The following is an 8,850-nucleotide window of genomic DNA, read 5'->3' as shown; positions in this document are numbered from 1 at the left end:
CCGCACGCTGAGCAGTCTGGTCTCGGACCTCGCCGGCTGGCGTGTCGTCTTCCTCGGCTCCGCCGCCCTGATGGCCGTGCTCGCCGTGGCCCTGCGCGCAGCCCTGCCGCAGCACGCGCCGACCACGACCATCCCCTACCACCACGTACTGCGCTCCACCCTCCGGCTGGTGCGCACGCACCCGGCACTCCTGCGCCGCGGTCTCTACCAGGCGGCGATGTTCGGCGCCTTCAGTGCCTTCTGGACCACGGTCTCCTTCGTCCTGACCGGCCCCCGCTTCCACTACTCCCCCGTCGGGGTCGGCGTGTTCGCCCTCGTCGGCGCGGCCGGAGCGGCCATCGCCCCGTTCGCCGGGCACTGGGCCGACCGTGGGCTCGTACGCCCCATGACCGGCATCGCCTTCGTGGTCGCCGCCCTGGCCTTCGCCCTCGCCGGGTTCGGCGGACACAGCGTCGTGCTGATCGCCCTGGCCGCGATCCTCATCGACATGGCCGTACAGACCACCCTGATCCTCGGCCAGCACACCGTCTACCAGCTCGACCCCGCCGCCCGCGCCCGCCTCAACAGCGGTTTCATCGCCATGTTCTTCGTGGGCGGCGCGGTCGGATCGCAGCTCGGATCCGTCATCTACCACGCCGGAGGCTGGACCGGCCTCACCGCACTCGGTGCTGCCCTCCCCCTCGTCGCCCTCCTCTACTGGACCACCGAACGCCGGAAGGGGACGGCAGCGAAGCCGAGCACGGCAGGCCGGTAACCCTGGGTGCGCGCAGGTCGGGCTCAGCTCACGGTCAGCTTGTCCCTCAGCTGGCCGCGAGAGGTGATCCCGAGCTTCGGGAAGATGCGGTACAGGTGCGCGCCGATCGTTCGCGGTGACAGATAAAGTTGCTGGCCTATCTCCTTGTTGGAAAGGCCTTCCGCTACGAGCTGGGCGATCTGCAGCTCCTGAGGTGTGAGCAGGTCCCAGTCGGTACGGCTTTGACGCTTGCTGCCCTCGCCCGCCGCACGGAGTTCCTGGCGTGCCCGTTCGCACCATGGCTCCACGCCGAGGGCCGCGAAGGACTCCCGGGCGATCCGCAGCGGAGTGCGGGCTTCCATCACGCGGCGACGCCGTCGGAGCCAGGCTCCGTGGGCGAGCATCAGCCGGGCGCGGGCAAAGGGCGTATGGGACATGTCCAGATCGAGCGCCGACCGGAAGTACTCTTCCGCATCCTCGTCGTCGGCGAGCAGCGCATGGGCGAATCCCAGGTTTATCCGGATCAGTTGGGCCTCGCTCGATCCGGCGGAGGCGTCGAGCCGGTGCAACGCGGCTCTCGCCATGGCTCGTTGGTCATCGCCCGTCGCGGCCTCGGCCAATTCCGCGATGCCGATGGTCTGCAGGAACGGGTGGTGAGCCGGGTCGGCCGGGTCGAACACCCGCCAGACACAGTGGAACGCCTCTGCGTGGTTGCCGGCGGCGAGGCCGATGAGGCCACGGGTGATCTGGATGAACGCGAGATTGGAGGGATTGGCCACGGACAGCCCTTGCCGCTCCGCCTCGCCGATGACGGCGAGCGCCGTGTCCAGGTCTCCGTGCAATGCGGCGAACTGCGCCTTCGCGATCCGCGCACCGGTCAGCCAGCGCGGCTGGGCGTTCTCCTCGGCCAGCCGCATCGCCTCGGCCACGGCCGGGAGTCCGGTCTCCCAGTCGACGGTGTGCACGGTGCTGAACGCGAGGGACACCAGAGTCTGAGCCAGCAGGCCCAGACGGCCCTGGCCACGCAGGCCGTCCGTGGCGTGCCGGAGAAACCCGGAGGCGTGGTCGTATGCGTTCGCCATCGTGGCCGCCGTGCCCAGGGTGGCGGCGGCCAGAGTGTCGTAGCCGCCCTGTCGTTCGAGGCGCTCCAGGCGTTCGAGGACCGTGGCCGCCCTTTCCACCGGGGTGGCTGCTGCCAGTGTGTACACCAGGTCCGGGTGGAGCTCCGAAACGGGTAGCCGCTCGGCCGCAGCCACCACGCGCTCCCGCAGTTCCCGCCCCGGATCCGACCACCAGCACCGTCGCGCGGCCATGCGCAACAGACGCAGGGCCAGTTCGGGATCGCCGGCCTCACAGGCCCGCTCCGCTGTGGTGATCAGCAGATGGAGCCGGGGCGTGCTCGTCGCGACATCCACTTCGAGCCCCTCGCGCAGCAGGAGCAGCCGTGCCCGCTCCAGCACGCCGAGTTCCAGCTGTTCGGCCTGCTGCAACAGGCTCGACACGCGATCCGTCCGGCCGAGTTCGAGGCCCAGTTCCGCGGCGCCCAGGAGGCGCGCCACTCTTCCGGACGGGACTTCGCTCAGTGTGGTGGCGCGTTCCAACGCCGTCATGGCCACCGCGGCGGCGCCACGCCCTCTCGCTCTGAGAGCCACCTGGTCCAGTTGCCGCGCCACCCCTTCGTCGGGGCGGCCGATGGCCGCAGCCCGGTGCCATGCCTGCCGGTCGGGCTGTGCGTGAAAGACGTCGGCGAGGGCGCCATGGGCGGCAAGACGGTCCGCGAGCGTTGCCGCGCCCAGGACGGCGGAGCGCACCAGCGGGTGGGTGAAGCCCATGCGGAACTCGTCGGCGCACACCAGACCCGCGGCTATGGCCGGCTCCAGGGAGCGTACTGACATCTCCGTGCCGGTGAGCATCGATGCGGCAGCGAGCACCTCGGTCAGCGCACCGTCGCCGGCGGCGGAGGTGACGAGCAGCGCATGGCGTGTGTCGGAAGGAAGATCGGCCAGCCGCGACGCGAAGGCGCGCTCAAGTTTGGCGGTCAGCGGGAGCGCCGCCGATGCCCCGGACTCGGTGGGCACCCCGTCCGCGCCGAGGGCGACCGGGAGCTCGATCAGCGCCAAGGGGTTGCCGGCGGACATCTCCACCGCACGACGGCGTACGCATGGGTCGAGACCGGGATGACGAGCGTCCAGCAGAGCGTCGGCCGCGGCCGGCTCCAGAGGCTTCAGACGCAGGTCCTGGATGTCGGGGGCCCCGAGCGACGCCGCGTGGCCTTCGCGGAGGGCAAGGAGCAGGCCGAGGGGTTCGGCACCCAAGCGGCGTGCGATGAATCCGAGAACGTCCAGGGTCGGTACGTCGAGCCACTGGGCGTCGTCCACGACCAGCAGCACCGGGGCTTCGGCGGCCGCCTCGCCGAGCAGGCTGAGTGTGGCCAGGGCGATCATGAAGAGCTGGGGCACAGAGGCACCGGGGGACGGCTCCGCCATGCCGAAGGCGCCCAGGAGCGCATCCGCCTGGATGGAGGGAAGGCCCGAGATGCGATCCGTCATGGTGTGGGTCAACTGGTGCAACCCTGCGAACGACAGATGGGTCTCGGCTTCTACACCCGATGCCCTGAGGACGGTGAATCCTGAGTTCCGGGCCCGGGTGGCAGCGTGGTCCAGGAGACAGGACTTGCCGATCCCGGGGGCTCCCTGGATCAGCAGCGCGCGGCCGCGCTCGGGCAGCCCGTCGACGAACTCGTCGACAGTCGCCAGCTCCTTGTCCCGACCGAACAGTGTGGTGCCCGGCATCCGATGTTCCCCCCGCGCCCGTGTTCTGACCTGGACAGCTGCAGTCTATGTGCGCGCAGAGAACACCTGGGTGCGCTGAGAGTCACGTGTCCGTCCGCGCATCGCCTCGTCACAGTCGCTTCGCAGTCATCATGCCTACGACGTCAGTCATGCCGTGTTCCAAGCTGGACGCTGTGCCGAGCCGACTGCCTGTGCGGTGGCGGGCCGGGTTCCGGCACGCGGTCGACTGAGGGGCGCCCATGACACCTGTGATCGATACGGCCGGATTCCCGGACGGCGGGAACAGCGTCCGCCGCTGGAGCCGGGCTGTCTCCAAGGCCACGGTGCCGGTGACGGTCGCTTCGTACGGGGCGCCGACCATGGAAGGCCGGATGACGACCCACCCGCTGGGGCACTTGCTCTTCGTCACGACAGACGCGGATCCGCAGTGCTTCACTCGCAGCCGACGACGGATCGCCCGTGATGCCGGCCAGACCGAGCCCTTCGTGGTCGTCGCCGTTGTGGGGGACACCGGAGCTGTGCTGCAGCAAGGCGGGAGGACGGCCGAGCTCGCCGCCGGAACGCTTGCCCTGTGGGACACGGAGCGCCCGCATGTGGTCGACTTCCCGCGCAGTGTGCACATAAAGGCCTGCCTCGTCCCCCGCCGCGCCATCGGCGTACGGGACGACGAGCTGGAACGGGTCACGGCCACCGTGATCGACGCGGATGGTCCGGTGGCTGCCCTGGTCGCTCCGCTTCTCGTGACCCTGGCCGAGACCGCCGTGGACTGCCCTGAGCATGTGGCCGACCGGCTGGCCCGCAACTTCACTGACCTGGTCACCACCCTCATCGCCGAGCGGGCCGCCGGTGACGTGGCGGACACGGTCGGTTCCCGACAGGCCCAGGCCTGGGAAGTCCGCGCCTACGTGGACCGGCACCTCGGGGATCCGGAGCTCGGACCGGAGACCATCGCGGCTGCGCACAGCATGTCCGTCCGGTCCCTCCACAAGCTCTTCGAGGGGGAGAGAACCACGGTCAGCCGCCTGATCCAGCGCCGTCGGCTGGAGGAGTGTGCCAGGGATCTCGCCCGGGGCGACAGCGGTGACGGGACGATCTCCGGCGTGGCCCGCCGTTGGGGCTTCAGCAGTCCGGCCCACTTCAGCCGACTCTTCCACGCCGCGCACGGCATGCCTCCGAGCCGGTGGCGCGACACGCGCGGCGGCGCTGCGTCGTCCGACCCGTCAGCCGTGGTGGACGGGCCTCTCCCGACTCCGGCGGAGAACGATCGCGTGACGCCCCGTGATCCCCGTCATGCTCCCCGTCGTCGTGAGAAGCGCAACCGAGGGCCCTCAGTGGCGAAGCGCTCGAAGACAGTGGACTTGACCTGCGGCGAGGCGGCCACGCACGGTGGACTCGTGGGGAGCCGCGACCTGCGGGACTCCACACACGGCCTCATGTGTTTCCACGCCGCCGGAGAACGAGGGCATGGGCCGATCCCGGCTTCGGCGGGCGAGTGCGGACAGGAAGGGGCATAAGTGGCGGGGTCGAACGGCTCACTGTCCCGCAGCGGTCTGCGCGGCCGGGAGGTCGAGCTCGAAGAACTTCAGACACTGATCGCCTCGGTGGCCCGCACCGGAAGCGGCGCCTTGGCCCTGCTCCAGGGGGAACCCGGCATCGGCAAGACCACGCTGCTCACCGAGGCCGTCTCCCGAGCCAGGGCGGCAGGATTCTCGGTCGGCCTCGGCAAGGCCGACGAGTTGCATCACATCGTGCCGCTGTCGTCGTTGGCGGCCAGCGTCCTGCACGGCGATCAGCCACTGTTGTCCGGCGACGCCTTCGCCGATCTCGCGCGGAATCAGGATCAGCGGATCTGGCTGGTGGAGCGCCTCGCGGAGGCGATCGAAGCCAGAGCCGGCAGTGTGCCGGTGCTGATCGCCCTGGACGACGTGCAGTGGGCCGACCCGCTCAGCCGGTTCGCCCTGAAGCAGCTTCCGGCACGCCTGCGCACCTCGCCGGTCCTGTGGATGCTGGCCGGCCGACCGGACCCCGCTGGGCCGGCGGAAGAGATCGTCACGGCCGCGGCCGGCGAACTCCCGACGGTCACTGTGCCCTTGGGGCCGCTGTCCGGCGTGGCCATCAGCCAACTGGCCGACGACACCCTGGGGGCAGCCGTCGACGAGCGGGTACGGGACCTGCTCGACGGGGCCGGAGGGAACCCGTTTCTCGCGGTCGAGATGCTCACGGGACTGGGTACCGCCGAGGCCTCGGGTGATCTGGTGCCCTCGACGCTCGTGGTGGGTGTGCGCGGCAGGCTCAGATCCCTGCAGCCCAGCACCCTGCGTTTCCTTCAGATGGGAGCCGTGCTGGGGCGTCGGTTCGGCTTCTACGACGCCGCCGCGCTGTGCGGCCAGCCGCCCGCCACGTTGATCCCCGCGCTTGAGGAGGCAATGCGCGCCGGGCTCCTGGACGACGACGGCGACGATCTGGTCTTCCGGCACGATCTGCTGCGCCAGGCCGTCTACGTCGACATCCCGCCGTCCGCCCGGAAGGCCCTGCACCGGGAGGCCGCCGGCCACCTCGTCTCCGCGGGCCGCCGGCCGATCGACGCGGTGCCGCACATCCTCAGGGGCGCCCTGCCCGGAGACGAGGAGTGCGTGGCGCTGCTGCGGCGAGCCGGCGAGGACGTGCTGCCGGTCACGCCCGGCCTCGCGGCCGACCTCATGACGCGCGCCCTGGAACTGGTGCCGTCCGCACGGCCGCTGACGTTCGACGTGGGTGAGCAGGCGATCCTCTTTCTGACCCGGGCCGGCAGGAGTCAAGAAGCTCTGTCGACAGGCGACCGGCTGCTGGCCTCCCGACCGCCACTGGCCGTGTTCAGCCGGTTGCAGGCCGCTCTCGGCGGGGCGCTGTGGAACCTGGATCTCACCGAGGAACTGCGCCGCCGGACCGAATCGGCCCTCGGGCTCGGGGGTGCCGCCCCGGAGGTCACGGCAAGGCTGTCCGCCCTGCGGGCCCTGGCTCTGTCCCGGGGCCATGATCTTGTCGCGGCGCGCGAGGCCGGTGAGACCGCGCTGCGTGCCGCCACCGCGACCGGTGACCGGGAGGCGCACGTCCTGGCTCTGTCCGGGCTCGGCGAGATCGCGCAGAACGCGGGTGACAACGCGGTCGCGCTGGAGCGCTTCGCCGCGCTCAGCGCCATCGATTCCGCTTTCCTTCCGGAAGAGATCGTCGCGCACTTGCACGTGGACGACTTCGCGTCCGGTGAACGACTGCTCCTACGGGCGGCGGACAATACCAGGTCGATGCGTCAGGCGATGATGCTGTGGGCACAGGGCCAGTACGATCTGGGGCTCGGCCGACTCGATGACGCCGACGCCGACTTCGCGACCATGGAACGCCTGGAAGACGAAGTACAGGCATCCGTCCAGCAGGTGAACGGTCGCGTGATCCGCTCCCGGACCGCCCTGCTGCGCGGCGACCGGGAAGCGGCGCGGGAGCACCTGGTCGCAGCGCGGGAAAGACTGGTGGTCAAACCGAACCCGGGCAACACGGCCGCGGTGCGCTTCCTGGAGGCGGTCCACGCAGAGGCCGACGGGGACATCGGGCTTGCAGTCGACAAGATCCGACAAGTACAGCAAGAAGGTTTCTTCATGCGCTGGCGGCTGTTGCGCGACTGGGTCGACTCCGCGATACGCATGGCCCTGCGCGGCGCGGAGCACGAGCTCGCCGAGGACCTGGCAGCACAGGCCCAGACCCACGCCGAACGCAACCCCGCCGTGCCGACCGCCACGGGCATCGCGGCACAAGCCCTCGGGCTCGTGAAAAACGACCTCGCCATGCTCGAACACTCCGTGGAGCTCCTCAAGGCAAGCCCGCGCCCGCTGGTCCGGGCCGCCGCCTACGCCGATCTCGGACAGGCACTCCTGGCGGCGGGCCGCAGACCTCAGGCGGTGGCCGCCCTGACTCAGGCCCATGGCATGTTCGCCGAGTCAGGCGCCCACGCCGCGGCGGCGCGCCTACAGCGCGATCTGGACGGTGCGGGGGCCGGCAACCGCAGGGCTGCGACCACACAGCGCCCCGTCCAGGGATGGGGGGCCCTCACAGCCTCGGAGAAGAAGGTCGCGCGCCTGATCGCCGAAGGCCACACCAACCGGTCGGCCGCCGACGCCCTGGTCGTCTCTCCGCACACGGTGAACACTCACCTGACCTCCGTCTTCCGCAAGCTGTCGGTGAACTCCCGGGTTCAGCTCGCCAACCTGGTCATGGCCTTGCCCGACGACTGAGAGGACCTGTGGGTGATTGGTACGTTCGCGCGATGCCCCGTCGTGACTGAATCCACTTTGCTGGGAATCCGAACTCGATCGGAGGGCACCGCCATGCCGTCTGTCCCCCCACCGCCCACCATCGTGCTCGTGCACGGGGCGTTCACCGATGCCTCATCCTGGGCTGCGGTCACCGGCCTCCTTCACACCGCCGGACTGACCGTGCGCGCCCCGGCGAACCCACTGCGCGGCCTGGCGCAGGACGCCGCCTACATCAGAAGCGTGGTGCGCGACATCGATGTCCCCGTCGTGCTGGTCGGCCACGACTACGGCGGCGCGGTCATCACCCACGCCGCCACCGACGCCGACAACGTCGTGTCGCTGTGCTACGTCGCCGGGTTCGGCCTCGACGCCGGCGAGTGCGTCCTGGACATCACGCACCGCTTCGCCCCCGCGCCGGGGGCCGACGCGACCATCACCGCCGCCCTCCCCACTCAGGTTCCCGGCGGCCCGGACCGCGAGCTCTACATTCGTAAGGAACGGTTCCCGCAGGTGTACGCCGCCGATCTGCCGCAACGTGTGAAGGATGCGATGTCCGTGGCGCAACGCCCGATCGCCCAGCGCGCGCTGACCTCCAGATCTGGCCCGCCGGCATGGGCCTCCAAGCCGTCCTGGTACGCCATCGCGACCGCCGACCGGATGCTCAACCCCACCGCTCAGCGCTTCATGGCACAGCGCATGGCTGCCACCGAATACGTGCTGGACGGCTCGCACGCAGTGGTGCTGTCCCAGCCCGCCGCCGTCGTGGCGATGATTCGGGAAGCCGCCGAGCGGGGCAATGGTCGCGGCGACGGTGACGTGCTTCGACAGGCCCTCTGAGCAGGTGAAACCGTGAAGCCCTATAACATGCGTTCGAACGGAAGGTGCCGGCATGGACTACCTTGACGGCACCTCTGGAGTTCGCCCACCCTCGCGATACCGACCCCGCCCACGGACATCACGTCATTCGGTAAAGGCACCAGCATGATCTCACCGGCCAGACCGCCTGCGCGTCGGATCGCCGCTCTCTTGACCGGAACCATTG

At 70.2% G+C, this 8,850-nt stretch carries 5 protein-coding genes; 4 read left to right on the top strand and 1 reads right to left on the bottom strand.

The window, feature by feature from the left end; genetic code table 11:
* The coding region (locus LE548_RS44215) for an MFS transporter (protein ID WP_225102695.1) at window positions 1-754 on the top strand (754 nt) is incomplete at its 5' end.
* A 23-nt stretch (window positions 755-777) separates the two neighbouring features.
* On the opposite strand, the gene LE548_RS44210 is transcribed toward LE548_RS44215, so the two are convergent.
* Window positions 778-3,525: an AAA family ATPase gene (locus LE548_RS44210; RefSeq protein ID WP_225102694.1), complete on the bottom strand. Its 2,748-nt coding sequence runs from the start codon at window positions 3,523-3,525 to the stop codon at window positions 778-780.
* Between the two features lie 239 nt (window positions 3,526-3,764).
* On the opposite strand from LE548_RS44210, the gene LE548_RS44205 reads away from it, so the two are divergent.
* From LE548_RS44205 to LE548_RS44195, 3 genes are all read left to right on the top strand, one after another.
* Window positions 3,765-5,039, top strand: coding sequence for a helix-turn-helix domain-containing protein (locus LE548_RS44205; RefSeq protein WP_225102693.1), 1,275 nt, complete (start codon window positions 3,765-3,767; stop codon window positions 5,037-5,039).
* Window positions 5,040-7,787, top strand: a complete 2,748-nt coding sequence (locus tag LE548_RS44200; protein WP_225102692.1) for a LuxR family transcriptional regulator — start codon at window positions 5,040-5,042, stop codon at window positions 7,785-7,787.
* 129 nt (window positions 7,788-7,916) lie between these two features.
* Window positions 7,917-8,645 (top strand): alpha/beta hydrolase, encoded by a 729-nt coding sequence (locus LE548_RS44195; RefSeq protein ID WP_308031197.1) that lies wholly within the window; start codon window positions 7,917-7,919, stop codon window positions 8,643-8,645.
* Window positions 8,646-8,850: the final 205 nt, after the last annotated feature.

The organism is Streptomyces sp. CoH27 (assembly GCF_020181035.1).
In the GTDB taxonomy this organism is placed as follows: domain Bacteria; phylum Actinomycetota; class Actinomycetes; order Streptomycetales; family Streptomycetaceae; genus Streptomyces; species Streptomyces camelliae.
This window is presented reverse-complemented; position numbering and strand designations above follow the sequence as displayed.